At 59.9% G+C, this 23,702-nt stretch carries 30 protein-coding genes; 22 read left to right on the forward strand and 8 right to left on the reverse strand.

Annotated elements, in window-relative coordinates:
• Position 1 precedes the first annotated feature (1 nt).
• From ACMYR2_RS11655 to ACMYR2_RS11665, 3 genes are read right to left on the reverse strand one after another with little or no spacing between them, the layout of a single operon-like run.
• Positions 2–715 (reverse strand): hypothetical protein, encoded by a 714-nt coding sequence (locus tag ACMYR2_RS11655; RefSeq protein ID WP_416192952.1) that lies wholly within the window; start codon positions 713–715, stop codon positions 2–4.
• Between the two features lie 2 nt (positions 716–717).
• The gene (locus ACMYR2_RS11660) at positions 718–888 is read right to left on the reverse strand and encodes a hypothetical protein (RefSeq protein WP_416192953.1); all 171 of its coding nucleotides are present in this window, start codon (positions 886–888) and stop codon (positions 718–720) included.
• Positions 889–912: 24 nt separating this feature from the next.
• Positions 913–1,119 (reverse strand): helix-turn-helix domain-containing protein, encoded by a 207-nt coding sequence (locus ACMYR2_RS11665; RefSeq protein WP_416192954.1) that lies wholly within the window; start codon positions 1,117–1,119, stop codon positions 913–915.
• A 72-nt stretch (positions 1,120–1,191) separates the two neighbouring features.
• On the opposite strand from ACMYR2_RS11665, the gene ACMYR2_RS11670 reads away from it, so the two are divergent.
• From ACMYR2_RS11670 to ACMYR2_RS11680, 3 genes are all read left to right on the forward strand, one after another.
• Positions 1,192–1,566, forward strand: a complete 375-nt coding sequence (locus tag ACMYR2_RS11670) for a hypothetical protein (protein WP_416192955.1) — start codon at positions 1,192–1,194, stop codon at positions 1,564–1,566.
• Between the two features lie 387 nt (positions 1,567–1,953).
• On the forward strand, positions 1,954–2,928 hold the full coding sequence (locus tag ACMYR2_RS11675; RefSeq protein WP_416192956.1) for a hypothetical protein: 975 nt from the start codon (positions 1,954–1,956) through the stop codon (positions 2,926–2,928).
• 147 nt (positions 2,929–3,075) lie between these two features.
• Positions 3,076–3,402: a hypothetical protein gene (locus ACMYR2_RS11680; protein ID WP_416192957.1), complete on the forward strand. Its 327-nt coding sequence runs from the start codon at positions 3,076–3,078 to the stop codon at positions 3,400–3,402.
• Positions 3,403–3,889: 487 nt separating this feature from the next.
• Here the strand turns inward: ACMYR2_RS11680 and ACMYR2_RS11685 are convergent, their stop codons facing one another.
• Positions 3,890–4,276: a hypothetical protein gene (locus ACMYR2_RS11685; protein WP_416192958.1), complete on the reverse strand. Its 387-nt coding sequence runs from the start codon at positions 4,274–4,276 to the stop codon at positions 3,890–3,892.
• Between the two features lie 191 nt (positions 4,277–4,467).
• Here ACMYR2_RS11685 and ACMYR2_RS11690 point away from each other — a divergent pair, with 191 nt between their 5' ends.
• From ACMYR2_RS11690 to ACMYR2_RS11775, 18 genes are all read left to right on the forward strand, one after another.
• Complete coding sequence (locus ACMYR2_RS11690) at positions 4,468–4,737, forward strand: hypothetical protein (protein ID WP_416192959.1); 270 nt, start codon at positions 4,468–4,470, stop codon at positions 4,735–4,737.
• Positions 4,738–4,849: 112 nt separating this feature from the next.
• Complete coding sequence (locus tag ACMYR2_RS11695) at positions 4,850–5,131, forward strand: hypothetical protein (protein ID WP_416192960.1); 282 nt, start codon at positions 4,850–4,852, stop codon at positions 5,129–5,131.
• Positions 5,132–5,294: 163 nt separating this feature from the next.
• A complete protein-coding gene (locus ACMYR2_RS11700) occupies positions 5,295–5,417 on the forward strand; it encodes a hypothetical protein (RefSeq protein ID WP_416192961.1) in 123 nt (40 codons plus the stop codon).
• Positions 5,418–5,625: 208 nt separating this feature from the next.
• Positions 5,626–5,757 (forward strand): hypothetical protein, encoded by a 132-nt coding sequence (locus ACMYR2_RS11705; RefSeq protein ID WP_416192962.1) that lies wholly within the window; start codon positions 5,626–5,628, stop codon positions 5,755–5,757.
• Complete coding sequence (locus ACMYR2_RS11710) at positions 5,754–6,704, forward strand: PD-(D/E)XK nuclease-like domain-containing protein (RefSeq protein WP_416192963.1); 951 nt, start codon at positions 5,754–5,756, stop codon at positions 6,702–6,704. The genes ACMYR2_RS11705 and ACMYR2_RS11710 overlap by 4 nt, the downstream gene beginning before the upstream one ends.
• Before the next feature lie 2 nt (positions 6,705–6,706).
• Positions 6,707–7,675: an AAA family ATPase gene (locus ACMYR2_RS11715; RefSeq protein WP_416192964.1), complete on the forward strand. Its 969-nt coding sequence runs from the start codon at positions 6,707–6,709 to the stop codon at positions 7,673–7,675.
• A gap of 154 nt (positions 7,676–7,829) precedes the next feature.
• Complete coding sequence (gene dcd, locus ACMYR2_RS11720; RefSeq protein ID WP_416192965.1) at positions 7,830–8,306, forward strand: dCTP deaminase; 477 nt, start codon at positions 7,830–7,832, stop codon at positions 8,304–8,306.
• A complete protein-coding gene (locus tag ACMYR2_RS11725) occupies positions 8,303–8,515 on the forward strand; it encodes a hypothetical protein (protein WP_416192966.1) in 213 nt (70 codons plus the stop codon). Before dcd ends, ACMYR2_RS11725 begins: the two co-directional genes overlap by 4 nt.
• The gene (locus tag ACMYR2_RS11730; RefSeq protein ID WP_416192967.1) at positions 8,508–8,795 is read left to right on the forward strand and encodes a hypothetical protein; all 288 of its coding nucleotides are present in this window, start codon (positions 8,508–8,510) and stop codon (positions 8,793–8,795) included. The genes ACMYR2_RS11725 and ACMYR2_RS11730 overlap by 8 nt, the downstream gene beginning before the upstream one ends.
• Positions 8,792–9,556: a hypothetical protein gene (locus ACMYR2_RS11735; protein ID WP_416192968.1), complete on the forward strand. Its 765-nt coding sequence runs from the start codon at positions 8,792–8,794 to the stop codon at positions 9,554–9,556. Before ACMYR2_RS11730 ends, ACMYR2_RS11735 begins: the two co-directional genes overlap by 4 nt.
• Complete coding sequence (locus ACMYR2_RS11740; protein ID WP_416192969.1) at positions 9,553–10,053, forward strand: Lar family restriction alleviation protein; 501 nt, start codon at positions 9,553–9,555, stop codon at positions 10,051–10,053. Before ACMYR2_RS11735 ends, ACMYR2_RS11740 begins: the two co-directional genes overlap by 4 nt.
• Complete coding sequence (locus tag ACMYR2_RS11745) at positions 10,050–10,385, forward strand: hypothetical protein (RefSeq protein ID WP_416192970.1); 336 nt, start codon at positions 10,050–10,052, stop codon at positions 10,383–10,385. The genes ACMYR2_RS11740 and ACMYR2_RS11745 overlap by 4 nt, the downstream gene beginning before the upstream one ends.
• Before the next feature lie 534 nt (positions 10,386–10,919).
• Complete coding sequence (locus ACMYR2_RS11750) at positions 10,920–11,261, forward strand: hypothetical protein (RefSeq protein ID WP_416192971.1); 342 nt, start codon at positions 10,920–10,922, stop codon at positions 11,259–11,261.
• The gene (locus ACMYR2_RS11755; RefSeq protein ID WP_416192972.1) at positions 11,258–11,716 is read left to right on the forward strand and encodes a hypothetical protein; all 459 of its coding nucleotides are present in this window, start codon (positions 11,258–11,260) and stop codon (positions 11,714–11,716) included. Before ACMYR2_RS11750 ends, ACMYR2_RS11755 begins: the two co-directional genes overlap by 4 nt.
• A gap of 14 nt (positions 11,717–11,730) precedes the next feature.
• On the forward strand, positions 11,731–12,096 hold the full coding sequence (locus ACMYR2_RS11760) for a hypothetical protein (protein ID WP_416192973.1): 366 nt from the start codon (positions 11,731–11,733) through the stop codon (positions 12,094–12,096).
• The gene (locus ACMYR2_RS11765) at positions 12,093–12,293 is read left to right on the forward strand and encodes a ClpX C4-type zinc finger protein (RefSeq protein ID WP_416192974.1); all 201 of its coding nucleotides are present in this window, start codon (positions 12,093–12,095) and stop codon (positions 12,291–12,293) included. Before ACMYR2_RS11760 ends, ACMYR2_RS11765 begins: the two co-directional genes overlap by 4 nt.
• The gene (locus ACMYR2_RS11770; protein ID WP_416192975.1) at positions 12,290–12,502 is read left to right on the forward strand and encodes a hypothetical protein; all 213 of its coding nucleotides are present in this window, start codon (positions 12,290–12,292) and stop codon (positions 12,500–12,502) included. The genes ACMYR2_RS11765 and ACMYR2_RS11770 overlap by 4 nt, the downstream gene beginning before the upstream one ends.
• Positions 12,503–12,695: 193 nt before the next feature.
• A complete protein-coding gene (locus tag ACMYR2_RS11775) occupies positions 12,696–13,883 on the forward strand; it encodes a tyrosine-type recombinase/integrase (RefSeq protein ID WP_416192976.1) in 1,188 nt (395 codons plus the stop codon).
• A 709-nt stretch (positions 13,884–14,592) separates the two neighbouring features.
• Here the strand turns inward: ACMYR2_RS11775 and ACMYR2_RS11780 are convergent.
• Both ACMYR2_RS11780 and ACMYR2_RS11785 read right to left on the reverse strand, forming a co-directional pair.
• On the reverse strand, positions 14,593–16,335 hold the full coding sequence (locus ACMYR2_RS11780; RefSeq protein WP_347265158.1) for a SulP family inorganic anion transporter: 1,743 nt from the start codon (positions 16,333–16,335) through the stop codon (positions 14,593–14,595).
• A gap of 535 nt (positions 16,336–16,870) precedes the next feature.
• The gene (locus ACMYR2_RS11785; protein WP_416192977.1) at positions 16,871–17,593 is read right to left on the reverse strand and encodes a DUF1428 domain-containing protein; all 723 of its coding nucleotides are present in this window, start codon (positions 17,591–17,593) and stop codon (positions 16,871–16,873) included.
• A gap of 261 nt (positions 17,594–17,854) precedes the next feature.
• Between ACMYR2_RS11785 and ACMYR2_RS11790 the strand changes: the two genes are divergently transcribed.
• Positions 17,855–19,261, forward strand: a complete 1,407-nt coding sequence (locus tag ACMYR2_RS11790; protein WP_416192978.1) for a PQQ-dependent sugar dehydrogenase — start codon at positions 17,855–17,857, stop codon at positions 19,259–19,261.
• Between the two features lie 439 nt (positions 19,262–19,700).
• On the opposite strand, the gene ACMYR2_RS11795 is transcribed toward ACMYR2_RS11790, so the two are convergent.
• Both ACMYR2_RS11795 and ACMYR2_RS11800 read right to left on the reverse strand, forming a co-directional pair.
• Positions 19,701–23,345, reverse strand: coding sequence for a nitrate reductase subunit alpha (locus tag ACMYR2_RS11795; protein ID WP_416192979.1), 3,645 nt, complete (start codon positions 23,343–23,345; stop codon positions 19,701–19,703).
• A gap of 107 nt (positions 23,346–23,452) precedes the next feature.
• The gene (locus tag ACMYR2_RS11800; RefSeq protein WP_416192980.1) at positions 23,453–23,689 is read right to left on the reverse strand and encodes a hypothetical protein; all 237 of its coding nucleotides are present in this window, start codon (positions 23,687–23,689) and stop codon (positions 23,453–23,455) included.
• Between the last annotated feature and the right edge of the window lie 13 nt (positions 23,690–23,702).

Genomic DNA, 23,702 nt, shown 5'->3' on the forward strand with positions numbered 1-23,702 from the left:
GTCAGACCGGATAGAAGTATTCGACGAAGCTGACATCGGTGTCAGCAAAGCGGCGCATCGACAATGTCAGCTTCATCACATTCGGGTCCGCGAGCATCATGACGCAGCGCGGGCGGTCGAATTCGAGATACATCCCTGCCGTCACCGCCTCCCGGAGCGGCGGGCGGAACGTGATCACGGAGTTGCCTCCGCCTTGATCATCGACCGTGCCGACCTCATACAGATGCCAGCCTTGCGTCGGGTGCTCGATCGAGAAGAACTCGCCGCCGCGCAGCGGGCCGCCAGCGGCGAATGACAGTGCGAGGCTGACGGCCCGCAACGGCGCGTCCAGCAGAACAGACGCGTCGACGATGTTCTGGGCATATCCCGCCCCGTCGTCGAAGAGCGCACCATCGGAGTGCGGCACGGCTCCGATCGCGTAGAGAGGCTTCCCATCTACAATCGGCGCCGGGAAGTGGCGCTTGTCGCACATCGGCACGATGATCGGCGCTGAGCCGCCGTCGCACAGGACCTCCAGCGCGCGCCAGGCGCGGACGTGATCCGGCGTGCGTAAATTGATCGAGCCGTATTCACACTTCCACAATCCGCCGCCGCTGGTCGTTACGCGAGGGAACGCACCTTGTGCAGATTGACCGACAGAAGCCGTCGACGACAGTATCTGCCACGACCCCGACCGCTCCCGCATGAGCGAGGCTGGAAATTCCGGAACAGCCACGACTACGCAACTCCGGTTGACTGAAAGCGTTGCGCGCTCTGCATCGCCTTGCCCTGCCCGGCGATCGCCTTGGCGTGCTGCGCCAGAACACCCCTGATCCGCTCCACGGCCCCCGCGTCAGCTCCGCGTGCGTCTATCTGATAGACCGGCGCGAAAGTCTGCTCTTTCGGCATCCCGCCGCCCTCAAGCGAGCGCCCTCATACCGCCTCGCCTTCATGCGCGGGCGGGGTGGGGTCGGCGACGAGGCTTTGCAGCAGCTTCAGAGCCGGGCCACGAGGCTTTGTCCCGCTTTCACGCTCCCAATTGGAAACAGTGCTTTGGTCGACGCCGAGGCGCTCGGCCAACTCTTCTTGAGTAAGGTCAAGGGACACGCGAAGCGCCCTGATGTCGATTTGCTTATTCATGCCGCGAGTATGAGAAAGTCATAGCTCCGCGTCAATGAGTTTCTCATATCTAAGTATGGCAATCTCACAGATATGGAACTTCACGAACGACTGGCTGCAGCGCGACAGGCTGCTGGGTACGAGTCGGCGGCCGACGCCGCCCGCGCTCTCGGTGCGTCCTACCCTACCTATGCGGGTCACGAAAACGGCAGTTCAGGCTTCCGGCACAAGACAGCCGTGATCTATGCGCGCAAGTTTGGTGTCTCGCTGGAATGGCTGCTCACTGGGCGCGGCCCCATGACCAAAAAGGGTGATGATCCGGATTTGGCCGATCTTATCCAGTGGTGGGGCGAGGCTGAACCGGAGGCAAAGGCTGCTGTTCGTCTGATTTTGAACGCGCGGAAGCCTTCAATATCTCCAGAACCCGCTTCCGGGTCTCGGAATCAGCGGACATCCAAGCGGAAATGACTTCGTCATCCAGATCGTCAACCTCCATCAGCGCGCCCCGCAATGTTCTCTGTCTGTTCACTACAGGGGCAAAGTTGGAATAATTCCAAGGTGCGCTGGTCGATTCTTAAGGAATGGTTAACCGACTGAGGGGGCGGTGGGATTCCTAAAGCTGCGGTCGGATTGTGGATTGATCGAGCGCGATGGTTGCGGTTTGGTGACGGCGTGACAAAATTTGGTGACCGCCCGTCGCAATTTTAACCCGGCAGCGTTATTGTCCGAGATGTCTCTGTTGGGAAAACACCATGGCCCTTCGTGAACGTAAAAAAGCTGGCGTCCCCCCCACTCACGGGGAAGTTGCCCTTTCGCGCGTTCTGAAAGCCGGCCCCAAAGAATTGGCAGAGATGTATGAGCGAACCCAGCGAGAAGTTGCCCGCGTCCGACAAGAAGCGGAAGATCGGCGGCAGCGGCTCCGAGACGCCACACGAGGACCCGCGAAACAATTCCGTCTATGATTTCCTGTATCATGACGCGAGGCGAATTGCTGCTTTCCTGGCGCAGTTTGAAACCTATGGCGTCCTGCAGGGCGTAAAAAGCCACGAAAGTGTCGGGAGATCATCATCATCGCGCTCGACGGCGAGCGCGGGTGTGGATGTTGTGACGCTGGCGAAGGGCGCTGTTTCTTACGACGGCACAATCAGCGATGACGAGCGGGATGCAGCCGAGCGAACCTATGATCCCCTTTGGACCAATGCGAAAGCCCTACTCGATTATTTAACTGAACGCAGCTTGATTATTCGCAACCTGAGCGACGCCCGCATTGGACAATTTGTTCTTGTAACGGGATCGTTTGCGGCATTCGACGTCGGAATTCTGAGAGAGGCCTGGAAACAGCCAGCGATCAAAAAGATAATCCTCGACGCCGCCACCAAGCCGGAGGCCTCAACGAACCGCCACGAACGGCGAAAGAACAACAGCCAACATCCCAAAGAGACATCGGACGCGCAGGCGGCGCTGGAACTCATCCCGCTGCTACCCCACTCCGTTCAGGGGACGATCCGCAGCGCCAATGATTCAATCTGGTTCAATCTCAGGGAAGAGAGTATGGTTATCAGCTCTCCCGAACTGCTTCTGAAGCACGGGATCGGGGTTGCTGGAGACTGGAGCGCGATCGGGATACTTGATGCGATGCCCGAAGGGGACGCCTTCTCGGTAGAGGTCCACGCGATCGAACAAACTCTCGCGGCCGCGTCCCTCGGCGGCATCATGAGCCAAATGAACCAGTTGGCTCTTATGACACGCTTGATGTTGGGCCGGCCGCCAAGCACTTACGGAATGACACCACTTATCATTTTCCGAGAAATCTCTGGCGATGCGGGTTAGCTCCGCCCTCCCCGGGCCCGCTGACGCCGACATCGAATGGGCCGCGAAGGTCGTCGGGATGAAGCCGAGGTGAGCGGGCCACGGCACAGGGGGATTTGATGAGTGGCGCGCTGATGCTTAGCGGCAAGCTGTGCAAGGAGGCCTTTTGTGGCTAACGACAAGCCGACTAGCCTGAGAATGGGATTTGGATATGGCCAAGCCCGCGCGGCGGGACTTGGCGGCGTTAGGGCCGACCGTTCAACTCGACAGGTGAACAAGATCACCAAAGAGAACAAGTCTACCCGAACAGCAACACTCGAAATACGAGAATTCGCAAAAGACCCAGATTGGGCGCCGCTGATCAAACATTTGGTATCTCAGGGATTGTCGCCAAAAGATATCAGCGATGAGCTGTACTGGGTGAAGCGATACGCTTGGTCGAAGGCCAAGGGGCATTCATTGGCGTTCCGCCTCAAATTTCATTGGCGCGGCTGAAATTTCAAACTGAGACACTACCCTCAGTTTCATAACGTCACGGCAAGCGCCGGGTTGCTCATGGAAAACCCCGCCGGAGCGGGCCTGGCGTCGGTCGGAAGGCCCGCTCAGCCCCCCAACTCCGGCGGGCCTTTCGCTGTCTGAAACTGCGGCTGCCGCGGCCGTCCCTTTAGGAACCCAGATCAACGCTCGGCATTGATCCTGCGGTACGGGATGGCCTCCGTCCACCTGTCGCCCCGTTCCAAGGCCCGCTGTGACTCCATCCGGCGGGCCTTCTGTTCTTCCCTGGCGGGCCTTCCTTTTAGGAACAACCGCCAATTGCATGAATTGACGGTCCGGAACCGGGATGAGCCCCAAGTCCCCCTTGTGGGTCCCGCTTCCTTCCCACTGATGACTTGGCCCGCCTTCATAGGCGGGCCTTTTTGCTGATTGGAGATGGACCCAGGCCACGCGCGCCGCAGTTGCAGCGGCGGGTGATCCGCGGCGGTCATGCGCGCGAACTGGCCGCACCTGCTTCCCGCTGGCGATCCGACTTCCAATCCTCCAACCGCCGGAGGCCAAAGGTGACAATGTAGCCGAAGTAGCGTTGCGCCCATGAAAGCGGCACCAAATCCTCAGGCGGGAAGCCTCGCGCGCGGCACTCATCGTTCCTCGCTTGAAGATCGACTAGCCTCTTGCAGGGAGGCTCAAGCTTCTCAATCCCAAGCCTGCGAGCCTTTAGGTCGCCGAGAGCTTCTACCGAACGTTCAGACCTTGCGATGGCGATTGCCAGGTCCGTGAACTTCTCGCCCAATTCGCAGTGCTTTTCGGCCTTTTTGGCCGGCTCAATGACATAATCAAGAATCGCCCAGAGAGCGACGAATGCCGCCACCACCTCCGCGACATAGGCGACTTCAGGCCACGAGCCCCGGGCGAGTCAATGGCCTGCTTAGGCTGGGGCGACAGGACGAAGCTACCCCCTCCCGCGCCGCACAACAAGATTTATTATGACTTTCTCATATTTGCTGTTGACTTGTTTCTATGAGTTTTTCATACTTTCTCCATCAACGAGCCGATGGAGCGCAGATGCTTCCCCCGACTTTCACTGACTGGATGGCTGCTGAGCTGGACAAGAAGCTCGCCAGCCTGCCGACCGATCAGGCGCGGTATCGTCACCTGATCCTGCAGGGCAATGTCTGGACCCAGCGATACGACGCCTACGTGCGCCGCGGCCGGCAGCCGTTCGGTCGCCCTCACCCGCACTACGGCCCGATGGGCGCCGCCGATTTCGTGATCGTGCTCGGCATGATCGCCGGTCGGCGCAGGTCCCTCGAACAGCATCGGGTGGCGGCATGACCTTGCTACAATTCCTGTGCGGGTGGACAGCGGTGTCCTTCATCGTCGGGCCGGTCGCCGGCAAATTCCTCAAGCGGATGGCCGCGCGCCAGACCAACCCGGGGAGAATGTGATGTTCATCACCTGCCTTTCCACTTCCATCCATCGCGTCGGCGGCATGCGGGCGGCGGTCGAGCCTTCCAACACGGTCGGTTGCCGACTGTCGCTGATGTTCAGCGGCATCGACGATGACGACGCGGAAAAGACGATCCACGTCTGGTTCGACGGCCCCGGTGCGCGCGAACGAGCATCCGCCTATGCCGCCGCGATCAACGCCGCCAACGAGAACACCAGCCTTGATGATGTCGATCGCGCTGTTGCTGCGGTCGCCGCTGAGATCGGAGCGCCCCAATGAATGTTTCCGACTACCTCCTGCGGAGCGCGATCAGCGCCAGCGAGGATATCCCCGAGCACTCCCGCCCCGAGTTTCTCAAATTCCTTTCGGACCAGCACCGTCTGGCAGCCGACCTAATAGCGAAAGCGTCTGTCGATGCTGAGCGATGCGGCCGGGTGCTCTCATGAAAGAGCGAGAGACCGAGATCGTCGCCGTGACTGTGCCCGTGCTGGCCGAGGCCGTGGCCGTCATCCTGTTCATCATGGCCGCCGCGCTGTGGGCCGGCATCGGGAGCAACGCAATATGAGGGGTGAATTATCAGCACCTCAGCGTCGCTGCATCATTGATGCGACGATTGACCCGCTGCGGCCATACCGTCGCGGATTCGCCCGCAGCAAAACAGGGCCATTCCACGATAAGCGCACTGTTTCCTCGCTGCTCAAGCAAGGCGCGCTCCGGCTCATCAACGAGCGCAACACCAAATTCTACGGATGCGTCACAGCGAGGGCTTCCTGATGGACCTCTCAATCGTTGTCCTGCTCGCCATCATCGCGTCGATCGCCGGGACGCTGCTTTGTGTCGCGATCGAGCACGACCGCGAGCATTTTTACGACGACACTGAAAATCAGGTCGGGGGGCCGTTATGAAGATCGACAAACCAGGAATTTTCCGCGACTTCTCGACGGATGACTATTTTGCCGATCCGACGCCATCCGCGTCGTTGTCGCAATCCGTCGCGAAAATTCTGATAGAGCAATCACCGCTTCACGCCAAGATGGCTCACCCGAAACTCGCCCCGCCCGTCGAGGATGACGAAGACGAGCCGGAGAAATACGTCAAGGCATTGGCGATCGGCAACGCGGCGCACAAGCTGATGCTCGGGCGCGGGAAGCAGATGGCCGTCGCCGACTTCGATAGCTGGCGAAAGAAAGAGGCTAAGGAATTCCGCGAGGACGCGATCCTGCATTGCCGCGAGCCGATCCTCGCCAAGCACTATGAGGCCGCCGAGCGCATGGTGCTCGCAGCGCGCGGGCAACTATCACAGATCGAGGGATGCGAGCGGGCTTTCCGCGAGGGTGACGCCGAGGTCGTAGTTGCTGCCTGCGAGGACGGCTTGTGGCTCCGCAGCATGATCGACTGGATTACGCCGGATTTGCGCGAAGTGTGGGACCTGAAAACCAGCGGGATGTCGGCCTCGCCGTACAACACCGGCAAGCTCATGGCGTCGGCAGGTTGGCATGTCCAGGCTGCGATGCACGAACGGATTCTCGATGCGATCGATCCGCAGAACGCCGGCCGCCGTCGCTTCCTGTATGTGTGCCAGGAGAACGAAGCCCCCTACGCTCTGACCGTCAACGAGATAGGCGAGGCTGCGCTCACCATCGGCCGCAAGCAGATCGACTACGCGGTCAATGTCTGGCGCCGGTGTCTCGAAACCGGATACTGGCCCGCCTATCCGCTCCGCATCATCCGGCCCGAGTTGCCGGCGTGGCACGAAACATCTTGGCTCAGCAGAGAAGTGGCCGAGGAAGATGTGCGGTTGAAGATCCCCGCGCGGAAAGATTTCGACCCGAAACTGATTATGGCGGGGTAATCATGAGCTTCACATTCGCACCAGCAAAACGAGAACATGTATCTCTGCTCATTGCGCTCGCGGGCGCATCTGGCAGCGGCAAGACATATAGCGCGCTTAGGCTCGCAAATGGCATGGCCCCCAACGGCAAGATCGCGTTCATCGACACGGAGGCGCGTCGAGGCTTGCACTACGCTGACCAGTTTCAGTTTATCCACGCTGACATGCGGCCTCCGTTCCGGCCGGAGCGTTTCGTCGAGGGGATTCGAGCAGCCGAGGCCGCAGGCGCTGATGTCGTCGTCATCGACAGCTTTTCGATGGAATACGATGGCGAAGGCGGCATCATGGATTGGGCCGACGAGCTTGAGCGCGGCGGCACGAAGTCTCCCGGCAACTGGAAGGTGCCGAAGGGCGCTCACAAGAAGCTGATGAATGCGTTGCTGCAATGCCGGGCGTCTATCATCTTTTGCCTGCGCGCCGATGAGAAAATCCGGATCGGCAAGGACGAGCGAGGCAGGACCGTCGTCGAGCCGCTCGGCTGGATGCCGATTTGCGAGAAGAGATTCATTTTCGAAATGACGGCCAGCTTCACGCTGACGCCGGACCGCCCCGGCATTCCGAATTTCAACCTGCCGCACAAGCTACAGTCTCAGCACCGCGCCATGTTCTCGGACCGGGTGCCGATCGGAGAGGATGCCGGCAAGGCATTGGCTGATTGGGCGAGAGGCGGCAATCCAGTTTCGCCGGGCAATCAAGCGTCGGCGACGTCGGCCGCGTCGGATGCCGCACCGTCTGACGCGGCCGACGAACCGGATGAGAAGTCAGCAGCCGAGTGGGACATGGAGCTCGGCGAGGCGGCCAAGAAGGGCATGGCCGCATTGCAGGCGGTGTGGTCCTCCGTGCCGAAAGACGCGCAGAAAATCTGCAAGGCCGCGCTTGATACCCGACACAAAAAAACTGCGACCGACGCAGACCATCAGGTGCCGGCATGAACTTTCAAGACCACGCAAACGACCTTTTCGAAACCTGGGACCGTCGCCGCCACTTGGCTCCCGCGCTCCGGCTATGTGACGTGCCGCAGATGGATGACGCCGAGTTTGGTAGCGCCATCGAAGAACTTCGGGCGTTGAAGGATTCCGATCCGCAATGGCGGGAGGTAAGGCGATGATCCTTTCCGCACAATCTATTCGCGCGTTGCGGCCTGTCGAGCCTTTCTGTGAGCGCGGAGTGATCCGTGGCAGAAGCTACGGCCTGTCGGTGTCCGGCTATGACATTCGCGTTACTGAAACCATCACACTCATGCCGGGGCAATTCTCGCTGGTATCGAGCGTCGAGCGGTTCACGATGCCGGACAACATTCTAGCTCTCGTGAAGGACAAAAGTTCATGGGCGCGTCTGGGGTTGTCGGTGTTCAATACGGTGATAGAGCCGGGATGGTGCGGGTATCTGACCTTGGAGTTGAAGAACCAAGGCAATCAGGGCTTCCGCATCGAAAGCGGCGATCCGATCGCGCAAATCCTGTTCCATCGCTTAGATGAGCCCGCCGAAAAGCCGTACTCCGGAAAATATCAAAACCAGCAATCCGGTCCTCAGCCTGCACAGTTTGAAGGTGATAGCCAATGAGCGTCCGCGTCCAACTCAGCGCCGGAGAGATCGAGGCGCTTTTGACGGCGCTAAACCCGGACGTGTTCGACGAGAGCACGGAAGAAGGGACGAAAGCTGCGGCACGTTGCCGACACGCGATGTTGAAGCTGAGCGCGCGGCTTAAGCGGCTGCAACGGGTGCAGGTGGCGAAGTTGAAGCGGATTGAAGGGGAGAAGCGTCATGGATGATCGAGCAGAGCACACGGTAGGGCGCGTCCGCATACACCTTCAAGACCAAGGGCAAGATTTTCTTTGGTGGGATTTGGAAGACAATGATGACGACTACTCATATCGCGTCGTTGATTGCGGACCATTCCAAGCGTGGTTCTGGAAGGATTACTTTGTCGCCAAGGACTCTGTGAAGAAGGGGCGGCAACCGCTCATCACCAAGGATCAGGTGAGTGCGTCACGTCTTAAATACCCGATCACTAAGATCGTCAAGAAAAGCCGCGCCACAGGTGAAGCATGACCGACACAACAGAGCGCGCGGAGTTGCTTGCAGAGCGCTCCGAACTGATAGCGAAGAACGAGGCCGCGACTTCGTGGGGGGCGGCAGCTGGCGCGCGATCCGAACGGATCAAGGAGATTGATCGGCAGTTAGCCGCCCTCCGTCGTGTTGCATCGCAGGATCAGAAGCCGCCACCGGCTGCGGGTTGGGACATCCCGGATCAGATCACGCCAGAACTGGCCTGTATCATGGAGAATTGCGACGGGCCTGAAATGCAGACCGGCGAGGCGGTCGCAGCTTTAGTCCGCGGCTATCAGCCGACCTGGACAAAGATTGTCGCAGCCCTCTCCCGTCAACCCGCTGCGGCAGAGACCAACGCCAGCGCAGAGGCGCGGTTGATGGTCATCGACGAGTGTTCGGACGCGCTTGGATACCGACGCGAGTATCTACGCACACTACTCTCCGCACACCCCCACGCCAGCGATTGCGATAAGCAGGGGGAGACGAGACCCGCCAATTGCCGGTTTCGATTACAGGATGAGGGCAAGTCGTATCCGCGATCAAGCTGCTCTGCTTGCGGGAAGAATATTGCTACCGGTCTCGGCAATAGATGCAAGGAAAGCCCCTCAGACCGCACCGCTGATGTGACGGTAAAGGTGCGTTCGGCCATCAATGGGATTTACGGACTTCGCTTCTGCCAATTTTCAGGCGGTCACCAAGAAGACAGCATCGAAAAGGCAATAAAGAAGATCGTCGCGATTGTTGAGGAGCCACGCCCATGACAGCACCGAGCATCAAAGAGGCGTTGGAGCTTAAGCCCTGTCCTTTCTGTGGCGGTAGCGATGTTGTCTGCTGCGATCAAGGGGACGACGATTTCGCGGTAACGTGCAAATCGTGTGGTGTGTCGTCAAGGTTTGACGACGATAAGTCCAAGGCTGTTGCAGCATGGAACACTCGCGCCACCTTGCAGCCCTCCGGCGACAGGCGGGGAGCGATTGCGCAGGCTCTCGCTGAGAAATGGCCCGGCGACTACATGCAGGGTGATGACGAATGCGAGCGCGAACCCAACGCGCTGGCATATGAGACGGCAGACGCCGCCATCCTCGCATCCGGCCTTGTGCAGGACGAGGCGGCGATCCGTGCCGACGAGCGGGAGCGATGTGCAAAGTTGGTGGAGTGTGATTGCTGCGATGTGTGTGGGGAAAGCCCAGGGTTCCCGAAATGCGCTAATGAGATCGCCGCCGCCATCCGCTCCGCCCGCAACGGGGGTGAGTCATGAGGCTGACGGAGAACGATATAGCCGGTCTTTGTGGCAGCGAGAAAGCGGCAAAGCGATCTGCGCGCACCCACCATAGGCAAAAACCTCATCGCTCGAAAATTCTCCTATTATTGAGGATGATCGACGCCGCTCATGGCGAGATCGATGCGTCGGATGAAAAGCATAGTCTGTTGAATTATTTTTGCGGTGACTACGAGCCGACCGACACATTCAACGAAGCATCCCGGCTCGGATACATCCGAGTGACGCACAACGACATTTTCGAGACTTCAACCGCGTTCCTGACGGAATCTGGCCGCGCCGCACTCGCCCAATCCGTGGAGAAAAAGTGATGCGTAAGTGGTCATTGCGAAAGATTTGCATTCACGCGGCGCTCAACTTCCAAAACCCGCTCGGATGGCTTGTGGGTGACGAGTTTTTGTATCGATGCTTTTGCGGTCAAAGCCTGCACCTAGACGCACGTTTGGAATCCGAGGACGCCAGCAGAGGGAGGGGCGAGTGATGTTTTGGTTCGACCACAAGATTTTCGGTAACGGCTTCGGCCTCAGGTCGCCTCATTTCGATAACCGCTTCTATTGGTTGAGCGGGAGGCTTTACACGTGGGTCGGGGGGTTCGGGGCTCAGTTGCAAAGCATCCAATGGACACACCCGAATGCGGGCGAAGAGCGCATCATTGCAGGTAAAAGATTTAAGCCATTGCACTCCACTCGCGTATTCCTTTGGCTGTGGCGAGACAAGCTGTTTTCGATACCAACTCCTGTAAGCCGCGTTTGCGTCGCATGGTCATGGGTTGACTTGCCCGATGACCTAGACGCCGCAAACGCTGCTCTGCGCGAGTTGAAAAACAAGATAGGAGACTATTCCCCATGACCACCCCGCGCGATGACATTGCTGGGCTAAGTGAGAGGCTGCGAAGAACGCTTCCGGGCATCGCGCAAGAGGAAACCGGCGGTGATAATCTCGCGATCTTGCTGGCATCCTATTTCGAGCCCGGTATTGAAGACGACATGCTGGACGACAGCGGTACGTGGAAGCAAGGAGCGATTGACGCCTGCGACCGCGTTCTAGATGCAATCCATGCGCATTACGCCACCGCAATCGACGCGCTGCAACGGCAAACCACCCGCCTCCAGCAAGAGCGCGACGAGGCGTATGAGCTGGCGGCCGCCATCCGCCGTCTCGCCGGGCCTGAGAAGGAGGGGAAATGAAAGAGCCTGTTGACCACATCATTCGTCCATCGCTCCCCTGGCGTCGCGACATCGGGATTACCGAGTGCGGCTACGATGCCACGAAGGTTAAGGCGATCACGCGACAGTCGTTCTTTGAGAGAGAACGGAGCCTTGGTAAGCAGCGATGCGCCATGCTGACGTGCATGACGTGCTCGGATACGACGAAGCGATATGGAACGTGGGAGGATGACCCGCGCGCAGCAATCGGCCGCGAAGTGACGTGGGAGCGCGGCGAATATTGGGGGCGAGGCCGCAGCGACCGGGGGACGCTCCTCAAGGAGGAGTTGTTGGCAATAGAAGCTCTGATAGAGGCGCACCGAGAAGAATTCGACGCGACTATTCAAGAAAACAGGCAGCGTCGTGAATGGATCGAGAAGAAGGCCGCGCTGAAACAAAAGCCGCCGCCAAAGCCGGACAGACTTCCTTCGCTTTGATAGGATCCGATCTTATGACACTCTCCCCGAGAGCCATCGAGGCTGCGATAGAAGAATACCGGGGTGGCGGGTCATGCTGCTCTGAAGATGCAATGCGAGCAGCTATTGAATCCGCGCTCGCCGTGGATGGGCTGTGCTTGGTGCCGAAGGAGCCGACAGCGAAGATGATTGCAGCGGCATTCCCGACAGAGGGAGAGCGCCCGCCGCCAGACGATATGAAGATCGGCGCGGAAGCCATTCTGATCTTAGAGGGCGGACGGGACTGCGGCTCAATAACCGGCCCTGCTGTTATCGAGGCCGCATCGATGTGCAAGGACTATCGGAAAATGCTCGCCGCCGCATCTGACGGGGATTCCCCGCGCAAGACGGAGGGGAAATGAGCCTTCGGTCTGTAAAAACAAGTCGCGCGGCCTATTGCTCTTTTTGCGGGAAAGAGCGGGGCGAGGTCCTTTATCTCGTAGCCGGACCAGATGTCCACATCTGCAATGAATGTGTCGAAGCCGCTAGAAAAGTCGGTTCGGAAATGCTCGGGCCCAACGTCGTTGTTCTCGCTTCTGCTTCTCAGGAGACGCCATGACGAGGGGGATGATCAGGCTTTGGCGGTGGATTGGTGCCAAGATGTTCGCCGCTGGATGGCGAATGCAGTCAGTCGGGTTGCGCCGACGCCTTTCCCTCATGATGGAAGTTGGCCGTATGTGGGCTGACGAAAACTCCGACATCATGGAGCGCGCTGCCAAGGGCGAGCACATGACCATCAAAATATGCGTTGATGCGGAGGTGGAATGAGCCGTACCCCTGCCAGCAAAGTTCGTGAGCGCGGCAACGTCAACGACGCCGTTGCGATCTTGGGACTTGAGCCGAGAACGGTGCGGGACATGGCCGCTCGTGGCCAGTTGCCCGGAGCCGCCAAACCGCGTGGGACATGGACATTCAATCTTGATAGCCTTCGGGCCTTTGTTCTGGAACGTGAGAGGCAGGCATGCCAAAGCGCAAGGCTCCGAAGGGCTGTTTCTGGCGGAACGGCACCCTCTATGGGCGTGTTCAAACCGGCGGCGTCGACGTCAAGTGGTCGCTACGAACAGACGATCCAGCGATTGCGCGAAGCCGCCGCAAGGCGGAGCGAGCCCGCGCGGTAGCTGCCCAGCGTTATGGTGACCAACGCCGCACGTTCGCCGAAGCCATGGACGCGTGGGGCAGGTTCATGGTGGATCAGATCAGCGTAAGGGCCCTCGACCGCTACCTGACATCTCTTGGCGTTCTGCAGCCTCACTTGGATGGGCTGTACATCGACGAAATCGACAAGGCTATGATCGGCGCAATCGTGGCCAGCCGCCGGGACGTGCCGGCGGTGCCGAAAGGGCGAAAGCGGGCCGTTACCGCATCCGTCGCAACCATCAAGCGCGACCTGACAGCGCTTTCGAGTGTGCTGGGCTATTGCGTTGACGAAGGTTGGCTTGAAATCAACCCTGTAACCGCATGGTTAAAGCCGGGCGGCAGGAGAAAGTCTCGCCTCCAAGAGCGCCGCGATCCTATCATCCTTCCTGAACCGGCTCATATTCAAATGGTGATCGATCGCGCGCCGGGGCTATTCGCCAGCATGATCGAGGCGGCGCTAAAGACAGGAGCTAGGCTAGACGAGCTGGCGAAGGGTGTCCGGGGGCATTTTAATCCCGACCGGAAGCAACTCACTGTCATTGGAAAGCGGAATAAACTGCGGGTGATCGATTTGGTCGACAATGGAGAAGACTTCGGTCTCGACGTTTTTTCGAGATTGCCGGTCAGTCTTGAGACTAAGGCCCTGTTCTGGCACCGCCCGATTCCGGGACGCCGTGCCAAGCTAGGGCAGCGGCCGGCAAAGCCGTATCGGCAGGCGTCATCCAATTTCGGGAGGGTCGTCGATGCCGTCGCCAAGCAGGCCCAAAAACAGGAACAGGATTTTAGGCCGTTTACCTTCCACCACCTACGGCACGTCCATGCCGTTAATTGGCTCAAAAGTGGCCGATCTATCTATGTTTTACAGCAGCGTCTCGGCCACACGAGCATCAAAACAACCGAGATGTACCTCGCCTATTTGACGCCGGAGGAAAAGCAAATCGCGATGCTTGGCGGGAGCACGGAAGGACCAAAATCAGGAACTAGACCTTCGGTTGTGAACCGTTCAAAATGAAAGAAAGCGCTATGGGACAGGGACAAACTCAACCATCAATAAAGCACGAGGACGGGTTTTGTAAACCGAAGGTCGGGAGTTCGATCCTCTCCGCCGGCACCATTTCCCAGTCTCGCGACGTTTGCATGCGTGCGATCAGAGGGACATCACCTCCGGCACACGGGTCGTGAATCCAGAGCTTCCTTCCCGATGCACCCGGCCAAGATGGTGGATGATGGCGTGAGCGACGCGCCAGGTTGTTGCCGTCGCCGATATGTAGGCTCGCCAACGCCGCACATAGATGGCGGCCTCGACCGAAACGGCGAATGTCGTGCCGCGGATTTACTTATTGAGATCGACTCTCGTCCGGAAGCGAATCTCACAACGGTCGTCCCGCTGAGCGGTCGTCCCGCTGGATGTAACGCCCCACCAGCAACTGGATGCAGCGCCTTCCTGCGAGAAGGATAATGACGACGCATGGGGTTGGAGTCTGTTTCAACTGCGTCGAATCCGATTCAACCGCGTTGAATCAGACTCGTCGCTTGTCTTTCTGTTTGAGCATGATCTTATCCGAAAACCGGTTTCCACTTTGCGCGGGCGCGGCCCTTCGGGCCGGGATCATGCTCCAAAACCGGAAACCGCCTGCCTTCCCCGCAGCCGGGGCAGCGCAACTCCATCCTGCCCTTTACTCATGCGCGAACAGTGCGCCGTGGCTGTGGCCGGAGGCGGCTCACGCCGCCGCCACCTCCTCCTCTTCATCCGCGCCGCGACGTCTGCCATGCGACGTCCTGCTATGCGCAGCCCCGACGGCTTCGGTCAGATCGTTGCGGAATCTCACGTGAGGCGGCTTTATGCCATGAACCAGCAACGTACGTCGGATCGCGGGACGTGCCCCGACAATGTAGACGGGCGCTTTCCGGCCATGGGCCTTGTGCATGAAACCCTCAATTGTCGCGGCTCCGGAAGAGTCGATCATCGACACTTCCGAGAAATCGATGACATACGCCCTCGCATGCTTGTCGAGACGGTCGAGTTCCTCGCCGACATTGGCGGCGGCCCCGAAAAAGAACGCCCCGGAAATCCGGTGGACGGCCACGGCGGGATCAGCGTCGAGATCGGCATCATACGGATTACGGCCGCTACCATTGACGCTGTCCAGCTTGTTCTCATCGACCAGCGAACGCGCATTCTCGACTTTCACCGACTGCGCCATGCGATGCAGGAACAGGAGCGCGCCGATCCCGAAGCCGACAAGAATGCCCTCGATGAGGTCGCGGAAGATCACCAGCAGGAACGTCGTCATCAATATCACCGCGTCGCTGCGCGAAGCGCGCATAAGCATCGCGAATGCGTGCCTTTCCGCCATGTTCCACGCCACCACGGCCAGCACCGCTCCGAGCGCGGCCAGCGGGATGAACGCGGCCAGTGGTGCGGCGATGAGCATGAACAGCAGCAAAAACACCGCATGCAGCATGCCCGAGATCGGGCCGTGTGCGCCGGAACGCACGTTCGTCGCTGTGCGGGCGATGGTGCCGGTTACACAGAAGCCGCCAAAGAGCGGCGCGGCGATATTGGCGAAACCCTGCGCCATGAGCTCGCAGTTGGAACGGTGTCTGTGCCCGCTCATGGAGTCGGCGACCACCGCCGATAACAGGCTCTCGATCGACCCCAGCAGCGCGAAGGACAGAGCCGCGGGCAGCACCTCCGTGATCTTTTCCAGCGAGATTGCGGGGAGCGCGGGTGTCGGCAACGTCTGGGGAATACCACCGAAACGAGTGCCGATCGTCTCGACCGGCAGACCGAGCGCCCAGACCACAACCGAGGCAATACCAACCGCAATCAGCATCGCGGGCCAGTAGGGACGGAAGCGGCGTATCGCGACGATCACCGCGATCGACAGCAGGGAGACCCCCACCGCCGTCGTGCTGATGGTCGGCAGCGCCTCACCAATGGCCATCAGCTTGGGAATCAATTCCCCTGGCTCTTTTTGCGCAAGGGTGAGACCCAGCAATTCGGTGAGCTGGCTGGCAAAGATGATCACGGAGATGCCCGCCGTGAATCCGATCGTCACCGGAAACGGAATATACTTGATGAAGGTCCCGAACCTGAGCAGTCCAATCGTGAGTTGGATGAGGCCCGAAAGAAGGGTGGCAAGGATCAGCCCTTCCACCCCGTGAAGCGCGACGGTCACGGACACAAGGACGATAAATGCGCCCGCGGGTCCGCCGATTTGGTACCGGCTGCCGCTAAGAAGCGAGACGACGAACCCGCCGACGACCGCGGTGTACAGGCCGCGGTCCGGGCTCACTCCGGAAGCAATGGCGATAGCCATGGAGAGCGGCACCGCCACGATGGCGACGGTCAGCCCGGCGAGAACGTCGGCGCGGAAATTCTTGAACCCATAACCTTCTCGAAGCACTGTAATGAGTTTTGGGGTGAATTGTTCAACAAAGGTCGGTTCAACCGGAGCCATACGTATCCCTTCTTATGCCGTTGAACGGCGGGATCATCGGCCGGGGCCGGTTAGGTCGCCGTCGCGCTGCGAAACCCCGGACATCCTCGGCCAATTGCTTCTGGTCGATGCCGAACAAGGCGCGTACAGCACGCATTTGCGCGGAGGTGATCAAGGCTCGCCGTCTCCTAATGTATCCTACTTTACATTCGTGATATCAAGTAGGGCAAATAATCGCAGCTTACCGGCGAAGGGTCGGCCTCCCTCGCCGGCCCCTTTTCCGCGCACACCAACGGCGGCGTTTGCCACCGGGTCTTCCTCCTGAAAATCCGAAGGAAAATAATGGATCGCGCCATCGCCACGAAGCCGCCGGCCGGCACGAATGGGTGGTCGTCATGGCGTCGACGTTACCGGGCTCATGGCCCGACAAGACCGAAGCGCGTGCCCCGGTGTTCCCCGGCCAAATGCATTCCGCCCTCCCCGCTCAGACCGAGAAGCGCGCGGTGAAAGGTGATGAACGTGCCGGATCGAAATGCCCTGTCCGCTAGCGATCGTCTCAGGCATCCGCCTCGTTGATAACCTTGAAGCCGCCGAAGATCATCCGCTTGCCGTCAAAAGGCATCGGGTTGTCCTTCATATGGGTCTGCATCTCGGCGAAGATTTTCTCCTGGCCGGCGTCGCGGGTCGCCCGGTCGGGCCATTCGATCCAGGAGAAGAAGACCGTCTCGCCTTCCGTCGCCTTCACGGCACGATAAAAGTCGGTGACCTTGCCTTTCGGCACGTCCACGGCCCAGCCTTCCACCACACGCAACGCGCCCTCGCGCAGGAAGAGCGGAGCAGTTTCCGCAGCATGGCCTATGAATTTTTCCTTGTTGGCGGTTGGCACAGCCCCGACGAAACCCTCCACATATCCGGCCTTGCCGCCGTCACCCTGGTCAACGACCGGCTCGAAGCCACCGAAGATCATTCGCTTGCCATCAAAGGGCATCTCGCCGATCTCGGCCATGCTCGGGTCGTTCATCATCTTTTCCGAAGCGGCGTCGCGCGTCGCCCGGTCGGCATATTCGATCCAGCCGAAGCCTATCGTCTCGTCGTCCCTCGCTTCAACGGCGCGGTAGAAGTCGGTTGTCACGCCTTTCGGCACATCGTCCCCCCAGGCGTCCACGATCCGGCTGGCGCCGAATCTCTGGAAGATACGCACCGCCTGTCTCGCATGGTCGAGAAAGCTTTCGCGATTGGCGGTGGGGATCGCGGTCACAAATCCTTCAATGAAGGCCATGGAGAATCTCCTGGAGAGCTGTCGCGCAAGGAACGCCCGGAACGGCGGGTTGGTTCATCGTTTTCGCGGCGTTCTTCCGGAACAGCGCCAGCCGTCCCTCAATCGCCATCGCCTCCCCGTCCACCATAACCGGCCCGGTAATATAGTTGATATCAACGTAACTCCGCTATGTCCAGCGGAGCGCGCCAGAAACCACGAAGCCGCTTTCAACGGCCTGTGCCGACGCATTCCGACGACAGGGCGGCAACGGAACGCCGGGCGATGGCGGGCGTTGAACCTCGAAAGAGGAACCCCGGCGTGAAGAAACTGCTTATCGCTTTGCTCGCCATCGTTTTCGCTGCCGTCATTGGGGGAGCGGGCGTGATCCTGTTGTCAAAGGAAAAGGCAACCGTTGCGCTCGAAGACCAATATGGTTCTGATCCGAAGCTTCCTCCGCCGAACCCGCGCATTCTGCCGACCGTGAATCAGGCCAGGGCCGAGCCGTGGAAGCAAGGCGAAATGCCGACCGCCGCTCACGGCTATGCCGTGTCCCTGTTCGCCGACGGACTTGATCATCCGCGCTGGCTGCATGTGCTGCCGAACGGTGACGTGCTTGTCGCGGAAAGCAACAAGCCGCCCCAGGATGAAAGCAGCATGGGCGTCCGCCGCTGGGTGGCGAAGATCGTCATGAACAGCGCGGGCGCCAGCACGCCGAGCGCGAATCGCATCTCCATCCTGCGCGACGCGGACGGCGACGGAGTAGCGGAGTTAAGGCAGCCCTTCATCACCGGACTGTTCTCACCTTTCGGCATGGCGCTGCTCGATGGCAGGCTTTATGTCGCCAACGCCAACGGCATCGTTGCTTTTCCCTATCAGGAGGGCGCAACGGAAATCATCGCAAATCCGGAAACAGTTACCGATCTGCCCGCTGGCCTGAACCACCATTGGACGAAGGATGTCATCGCATCCCGCGACGGCACGAAGCTCTACGCCACCGTCGGCTCCAACAGCAATGTCGGCGAGAACGGCATGGAGGCCGAGGAAGGCCGCGCGGCCGTCTATGAAATCGACCTGACCACAAAGCAGAAGCGCCTGTTTGCCACGGGACTGCGCAATCCCAACGGCCTCTCCTGGCAACCCGACACGGGCGAACTGTGGGTCGCGGTCAACGAACGCGACGAGATCGGCAGCGATCTCGTGCCGGACTACATGACCTCCGTGAAGGACGGTGCATTCTATGGCTGGCCATACAGCTATTTCGGACAGAACCTCGACAATCGCATAGATCCGCCGCGACCTGACCTCGTCGCAAAGGCCATCAAGCCGGACTATGCACTCGGCTCTCATACGGCCTCGCTCGGTCTTATTTTCAATAGCGGGAGCCTGTTCGGGCCTGACATGAAGAACGGCGCGTTCATCGGACAGCATGGATCATGGAACCGTGTGCCGCGCAGCGGTTACAAGGTGATCTTCGTGCCGTTCAGCAACGGCAGGCCGGCCGGACCTCCGCGGGATATCCTGACCGGATTCCTGCGTCCTGATGAGAGCGCGGCAGGACGCCCGGTAGGCGTTGCTGTCGCCCGCGACGGGGCGCTGCTGGTGGCGGACGATGTCGGCAACAGGATCTGGCGGGTGACACCGAGCCAATCCGGCCAGACAAACACCGGAAACGCTGGGTCGGAACCATAGTGATCGCGTCGCGCAATAGCTGCTGCGAGCCCGGTCACGCGTCAACTCACGAAGAGATTGCAGCGCCCGTCCTTGCGGACGGGCGCTTATCTTATCCAACCCTGAAAGCTGACGCATGACAGGAGCAAGCACATCTCACTTGCTCAACGATCTCCTGACCGCGGGAGTATAGCTCTACGTTGGCAACGAGCGCCTCGACTAGCGCGTATTCCGCAAAAGTGGATACCGGTTTTGCGATCAGAATACGCGCAAGTTTTTGCTTGAGAGCATTTTCTTGCGGCTAACCGGATTCCACTTAGCCGGAAAATGCTCTACAGCCATATCAACTCCGACGGATGAGGCCGGCAGCAGATAACTCCGCTGAGTCAATGTGGGCGTTACCCAACCCCATGTGACGGCACTTCAAGCCGTGCGGTCAATCAGGAGGTCGTAACATCGCCTACCATTCGACCTTCTCCATCTTGCGCACGACGACATGGGTGTCGCGCGTGAAGATGCCGGTCGGCCCCCAGTAATTCCATCCATAGGTGAACTGGGCATAGCCGCCAGCGAGAAACAGCGGGTTGATGCGAATACGCGTCAGGCTGTTGTGTCCTCCGCCGCGCCACTTCCGCTCCTGGGACTTCGGAATGTACACCGTGCGCTCGACCGCGTGGTAATACATGCAGGTGCCCGGCTGGATTCGACGGCTGACGTTGGCTCTCGTCACGACCACGCCGTTGTCGTTGTAGACCTCGACCCAATCATTATCCTCGATACCGACCTTTTCCGCATCCCGGTCATTGATCCACACCGGATCCATGCCGCGAGACAGCATCAGCAGCCGATGGTTGTCTTTATAGGTGGAGTGAATGTTCCACTTGCCGTGCGGCGTGATGTAGTTCAGCACCAGCGAGCGGTCATCCACCCGGCTCTTCACAATGTCGCCGGTCTTGCGCGGGTTGAGCCGCGGCTTGTAGGTCGGGATGTGCTCGCCGAAGTCCAGATACCACTGGTGATCGAGATACAGCGACTGCCGGCCGGTCAGCGTACGCCATGGCACCAGACGTTCGACGTTCATGCACCAGGCGGAATATGCGCGACCATCGTTGACCAGACCCGTCCAGCACGGGCTCGTCAGGATCCGCCGCGGTTGACGCGTCAGATCGTAGAACGTCGACGACACGCCTCGCGTGGGTTCGGCAATATCGGCAAGCGGCAGACCAACGTGATGTTCCTCGTTGACGAAGCCCTGGTAACTAACCTCGCCATTCGCAACCGGCGCGCACATCAAAACAACGTTGCACGCGTCGAGAACATCCTCGAGGCTCGGGTAGCGCTTGCCGCCCCACTCCACACACCGCATATGCCTCGCATCCGGCATCGGCATGATGGGATTTTCCAGCATATGGTCGTACTGCTTCTTGATCGGAATGTTCACCCCGACCGCTGAGATGCCGTCTTCGCGTGCCTTCGGTCCGAACGAGATGAACTTGTTATACAGGTTCGCGTAATCGCGTTCGACCACCCGCACATGCGGGAAGGACTTGCCCGGCACCAGTTTGCACTCGCCCTCGGCCCAGTCGAGAATCTCGGGCTGAGCCAGCTCGTCCGGAGTGTCGTGCATCAGCGGCTGAAGCACCACGTCGCGCACCGGCTTGGAGAACGCAAGCGGAGACAGCTCGCTCACCTTCTTCGCAATCAGCTTGAAGATCTCCCAGTCCGTCTTGGACTCCCACACCGGCGGAACCGCCTGCCCCAGCACGTGCAGGAACGAGTGCAGGTCCGTCGTGTTGAGATCGTTCTTCTCGTACCAGAACGCCGTCGGCAGGATGATGTCGGAGTACAGCCCCGTCGTGTTCATGCGGAAGTTGATGTCGACAACGAGGTCGTATTTCCCCTGCGGCGCGGTGTCACGATACTTGACCGTCGTCGTTTTGCCCTTGGCGCGCTCCTCGGCGATGACATTGTCATGCGCGCCGAGGTAATGACGCAGGAAGAACTCGTGACCCTTGGCGCTGGACTGAATCGCGTTCGCGCGCCAGATGAACCACACGCGCGGCCAGTTCTCCTTGGCGTCGGGATCATTGATCGCCAGATCCAGTTTTTTGCTTGCGACCTGATCCGCGACGTACGTCTCAATATCCGCGGGCGTCTTCGCACCGGCGCGTTCGGCGTCAGCCACCACGTCAATCGGGTTACGATGGAAGTTCGGCGTAAACGGCATCCAGCCGCAACGGACCGACTTCGCTTCGAGGTCGATCGCGTGACCCTTGGCCCATCGCGGGTTCGGAGCCGTCAGGCCATACTCGGTGAACTCCTGCTCGTAGCGCCACTGACAGCTATGGGCATAGTGCCACGTCGACGACTGCACGACGCGCGGCGGCTTGTTCCAGTCCAGCGCCATCGCAACCGTGGACCACGGCGCAACGGGCGCCAGCTTTTCCTGGCCGACGTAGTGGTTGATGCCGCCGCCGTTGACGCCGCAGCAGCCGCACAGGATCAAGGCGACCGTCGCCGACCGGTAGCACAGGTTGTTGTAGTACCAGTGGTTGGCGCTGGCGCCCACGATCACCATCGACTTGCCGTTGGTGAGCTCCGCGTTGGTCGCGAACTCACGCGCGAACCTGATCGCGGTCTCGCGGCCGATGCCGGTGTGACGCTCCTGCCATGCCGGCGTGTAGGGCGCGTCCTCATCGTCATAGCTGGTCGCGAACGAGCCTTCCAGGCCGCGGCTGTGACCGAACTGCGACATCATGATGTCGAAGCCGGTCGCAACAAGCACCTCGCCCTTGTCGGTCGCGATGCGCTTGACCGGAACGCCGCGCGAAACGACGCTGCCGTTCACGAAGTCGTCGAACCCGACCTGCACCACGCCGTCGGACTGATCGATGAAGCTCAGCACCGGATCGATCGGGCTGTTGTCGAGCGTGTCTTCCGCCGACAGATTCCACTTGCCGTGCGTGGAGCCCCAGCGGTCGCCGACCTGGCCCTTGAACGCGCGCGGCTCGCCGGTGGCAGTGTCGAGCACCAGCATCTTCCACTCGCCGTTCTCGACGTCCTTGTAACGTGCGACGCGATTGGATCGCAGCAGCCGGCCCGTCTTGTAGGTGTTGCCGTTGGGCTCCAGCTCGACAAGGAACGGAAGGTCGGTATAGCGCTTCACATAGTCGATGAAGTACGGCACCTGACGATCGATGTAGTACTCCTTGAGAATGACGTGGTTGGCCGCCATCCACAGCGCCGTGTCCTGACCCGCCTGGATCGGAATCCACTCGTCGCAGTACTTCGCGATCTGGCTGAAGTCCGGCGAGAGAACCACGAACTTGGTGCCCTCGGTGCGCGCTTCCGAGATGAAGTGCACGTCGGGGGTCCGCGTCATGTTCATGTTCGCCGCCATCGAGACGATGAACTTCGAATTGTACCAGTCGGCGCTTTCGCACACGTCGGTCTGGTCGCCCCAAATTTCCGGGAACGACGTCGGCAGGTCGGCGTACCAGTCGTAGAAGCTCATCAAGCCGCCGCCGAACAGCGACAGAAAGCGTGTACCAGCCGCGAATGACAGCATCGACATCGCCGGAATGGGAGAGAAGCCCATCACCCGGTCCGGCCCGTGCTTGCGCGCGGTATACAAACAGGACGCCGCGATCAATTCGATCAGCTCTTCCCACTTGGCGCGGCGGAAGCCACCCTTGCCACGCGCCTTCTGGATGCGATTCCGTTTCTCCTCATCCTCGACCAGCGACGCCCAGGCCTGCACCGGATCAGGGTGAGATGCCTTGGCTTCATGCCAAAGGTCGGCGAGAGGTCCGCGAATGTACGGATACTTCACCCGGATCGGGCTGTAGACGTACCACGAAGCGGAGATGCCGCGCTGACAGCCACGCGGCTCATAGGGCGGAAGGCTGCGCTCAAGCAGCGGATAGTCCGTCTGCTGCATCTCCCAGGTGATGATGCCGTCCTTGACGTAGATCGCCCAGGAGCAACCGCCGGTGCAGTTCACGCCGTGCGTGCTGCGGAAGACGTTATCGTGGGACCAGCGATTGCGGTAGAACTCTTCCCACTTGCGCTCCCGGGGATTAACGAGGTCAAGTATCCAGCTCATCAGCGTCTCCTCAGTGCCTTCGACCGGCCGCGAGGCCTGTCGTCATTCACATCACATTCTTCAATCTGCTTCTTCAAACCGCTCTGCGGAGTCAGCCGCCGGTTCGGTCAATGAATTCGATCGCAGGTCTTCGTGTAGCCGCCATATCGATACCGCTCATCGCGCCTTTCCTTTTCCAAAGAGCTGCCCTTCGCCGGAAGGTGCTGTTCCTTCCGTCGTTTGTTGTGCGCAGGATTAATCGCGTCGAAAGTCCGCCCGCTGATTTGCAGGCAAACAGAAATCCGCCAACCTGATTGGTTCGGGGTGCGTGCTCCCACCGCGAGCGATGCCGCAGCGAGAGTCATTTGCCTTACGGCA

The sequence above is a fragment of the Nitrobacter sp. TKz-YC01 genome (assembly GCF_047824785.1).
GTDB lineage: Bacteria > Pseudomonadota > Alphaproteobacteria > Rhizobiales > Xanthobacteraceae > Nitrobacter.

Coding starts and splice junctions, on each gene's coding strand:
- ACMYR2_RS11775 (WP_416192976.1), top strand. CDS start 12,696: ATGCCAAAGCGCAAGGCTCCGAAGGGCTGTTTCTGGCGGAACGGCACC.
- ACMYR2_RS11700 (WP_416192961.1), top strand. CDS start 5,295: ATGAAAGAGCGAGAGACCGAGATCGTCGCCGTGACTGTGCCCGTGCTG.
- ACMYR2_RS11690 (WP_416192959.1), top strand. CDS start 4,468: ATGCTTCCCCCGACTTTCACTGACTGGATGGCTGCTGAGCTGGACAAG.
- ACMYR2_RS11755 (WP_416192972.1), top strand. CDS start 11,258: ATGAAAGAGCCTGTTGACCACATCATTCGTCCATCGCTCCCCTGGCGT.
- ACMYR2_RS11665 (WP_416192954.1), bottom strand. CDS start 1,119: ATGAATAAGCAAATCGACATCAGGGCGCTTCGCGTGTCCCTTGACCTT.
- ACMYR2_RS11730 (WP_416192967.1), top strand. CDS start 8,508: ATGGATGATCGAGCAGAGCACACGGTAGGGCGCGTCCGCATACACCTT.
- ACMYR2_RS11695 (WP_416192960.1), top strand. CDS start 4,850: ATGTTCATCACCTGCCTTTCCACTTCCATCCATCGCGTCGGCGGCATG.
- ACMYR2_RS11785 (WP_416192977.1), bottom strand. CDS start 17,593: ATGGCCTTCATTGAAGGATTTGTGACCGCGATCCCCACCGCCAATCGC.
- ACMYR2_RS11660 (WP_416192953.1), bottom strand. CDS start 888: ATGCCGAAAGAGCAGACTTTCGCGCCGGTCTATCAGATAGACGCACGC.
- ACMYR2_RS11740 (WP_416192969.1), top strand. CDS start 9,553: ATGACAGCACCGAGCATCAAAGAGGCGTTGGAGCTTAAGCCCTGTCCT.
- ACMYR2_RS11795 (WP_416192979.1), bottom strand. CDS start 23,345: ATGAGCTGGATACTTGACCTCGTTAATCCCCGGGAGCGCAAGTGGGAA.
- ACMYR2_RS11745 (WP_416192970.1), top strand. CDS start 10,050: ATGAGGCTGACGGAGAACGATATAGCCGGTCTTTGTGGCAGCGAGAAA.
- dcd (WP_416192965.1), top strand. CDS start 7,830: ATGGCGGGAGGTAAGGCGATGATCCTTTCCGCACAATCTATTCGCGCG.
- ACMYR2_RS11800 (WP_416192980.1), bottom strand. CDS start 23,689: ATGACTCTCGCTGCGGCATCGCTCGCGGTGGGAGCACGCACCCCGAAC.
- ACMYR2_RS11750 (WP_416192971.1), top strand. CDS start 10,920: ATGACCACCCCGCGCGATGACATTGCTGGGCTAAGTGAGAGGCTGCGA.
- ACMYR2_RS11735 (WP_416192968.1), top strand. CDS start 8,792: ATGACCGACACAACAGAGCGCGCGGAGTTGCTTGCAGAGCGCTCCGAA.
- ACMYR2_RS11780 (WP_347265158.1), bottom strand. CDS start 16,335: ATGGCTCCGGTTGAACCGACCTTTGTTGAACAATTCACCCCAAAACTC.
- ACMYR2_RS11760 (WP_416192973.1), top strand. CDS start 11,731: ATGACACTCTCCCCGAGAGCCATCGAGGCTGCGATAGAAGAATACCGG.
- ACMYR2_RS11725 (WP_416192966.1), top strand. CDS start 8,303: ATGAGCGTCCGCGTCCAACTCAGCGCCGGAGAGATCGAGGCGCTTTTG.
- ACMYR2_RS11715 (WP_416192964.1), top strand. CDS start 6,707: ATGAGCTTCACATTCGCACCAGCAAAACGAGAACATGTATCTCTGCTC.
- ACMYR2_RS11710 (WP_416192963.1), top strand. CDS start 5,754: ATGAAGATCGACAAACCAGGAATTTTCCGCGACTTCTCGACGGATGAC.
- ACMYR2_RS11770 (WP_416192975.1), top strand. CDS start 12,290: ATGACGAGGGGGATGATCAGGCTTTGGCGGTGGATTGGTGCCAAGATG.
- ACMYR2_RS11705 (WP_416192962.1), top strand. CDS start 5,626: ATGGACCTCTCAATCGTTGTCCTGCTCGCCATCATCGCGTCGATCGCC.
- ACMYR2_RS11790 (WP_416192978.1), top strand. CDS start 17,855: ATGGCGGGCGTTGAACCTCGAAAGAGGAACCCCGGCGTGAAGAAACTG.
- ACMYR2_RS11675 (WP_416192956.1), top strand. CDS start 1,954: ATGAGCGAACCCAGCGAGAAGTTGCCCGCGTCCGACAAGAAGCGGAAG.
- ACMYR2_RS11670 (WP_416192955.1), top strand. CDS start 1,192: ATGGAACTTCACGAACGACTGGCTGCAGCGCGACAGGCTGCTGGGTAC.
- ACMYR2_RS11765 (WP_416192974.1), top strand. CDS start 12,093: ATGAGCCTTCGGTCTGTAAAAACAAGTCGCGCGGCCTATTGCTCTTTT.